Here is a 775-nt window from a genome sequence, read left to right as displayed (position 1 = left end):
CCATTCTGCTATGGGGGCGGCGCAGCGCCCACACATTTACCCGGTAAGCTGCCCCATTGCGGCACACATGTGCCACAATTCGACAGCTTACCTTTTGACCCGTCGCTGGTATGATTCGCGATTGGATCGAGACACATATAAAAATACAGCCGATGGGATCAATAGCGGCTTGAGGAGAGCAACATGGCCAAAATTCTTGTGGTGGACGATTCCCCGACCCAGCTGACCAATCTGGTAAAGATTGTCCAGGGTCAGGGCCATGATGTCGTTACTGCCACCAACGGCATGGAAGGGATAGAAAAAGCCCGTCATGAGCAGCCCGATCTGATCCTGATGGATGTGGTCATGCCGGAACTGAACGGCTTCCAGGCCACCCGCAAGATCACCCGTGACCCGGCCACCGAAAGCATTCCGGTGATTCTGGTGACGACCAAGGACCAGGAAACCGACAAGGTCTGGGGCGAACGCCAGGGTGCCTTCGGCTATGTGGTCAAACCGCCGGTGGAAGCGGAACTGGTCGCCAAGATCAATGAAGCGCTGGGCTGAGTCGCCGTCCGCGGCCCGTCACGCGCGATAACCGAGCATTCATGACCTGCGCCACAGCCACAGCCGCTTTTACAAGTCAATCTATCAACGACCGGATTCATTCCCTATGATTCCGGTCGTTTTGTATTTGAAGAACGCTTGCCGGCAATACGCTCGCAGGCCGCACGCCGTCAGGACATATCATGCGTAGTATCGAACAGATTATTGCCGAAGAAATCGGTTGCCAGGA

General features: G+C 55.6%; 1 protein-coding gene. It reads left to right on the top strand.

All coding sequences use genetic code 11. The annotated features are described in order from the left end of the window. Positions 1 to 183: 183 nt before the first annotated feature. Entirely contained in the window at positions 184 to 546 is a 363-nt protein-coding gene (locus A3730_RS29210) for a PleD family two-component system response regulator (protein WP_063518675.1), read from the top strand. The last annotated feature ends 229 nt before the right edge of the window (positions 547 to 775 follow it).

It is taken from the genome of Alcanivorax sp. HI0044 (assembly GCF_001634945.1).
This window is presented reverse-complemented; position numbering and strand designations above follow the sequence as displayed.

What these genes read in the sequence shown, in the direction of transcription:
- A3730_RS29210 (WP_063518675.1), top strand. Translation starts at nt 184, where the DNA reads ATGGCCAAAATTCTTGTGGTGGACGATTCCCCGACCCAGCTGACCAAT.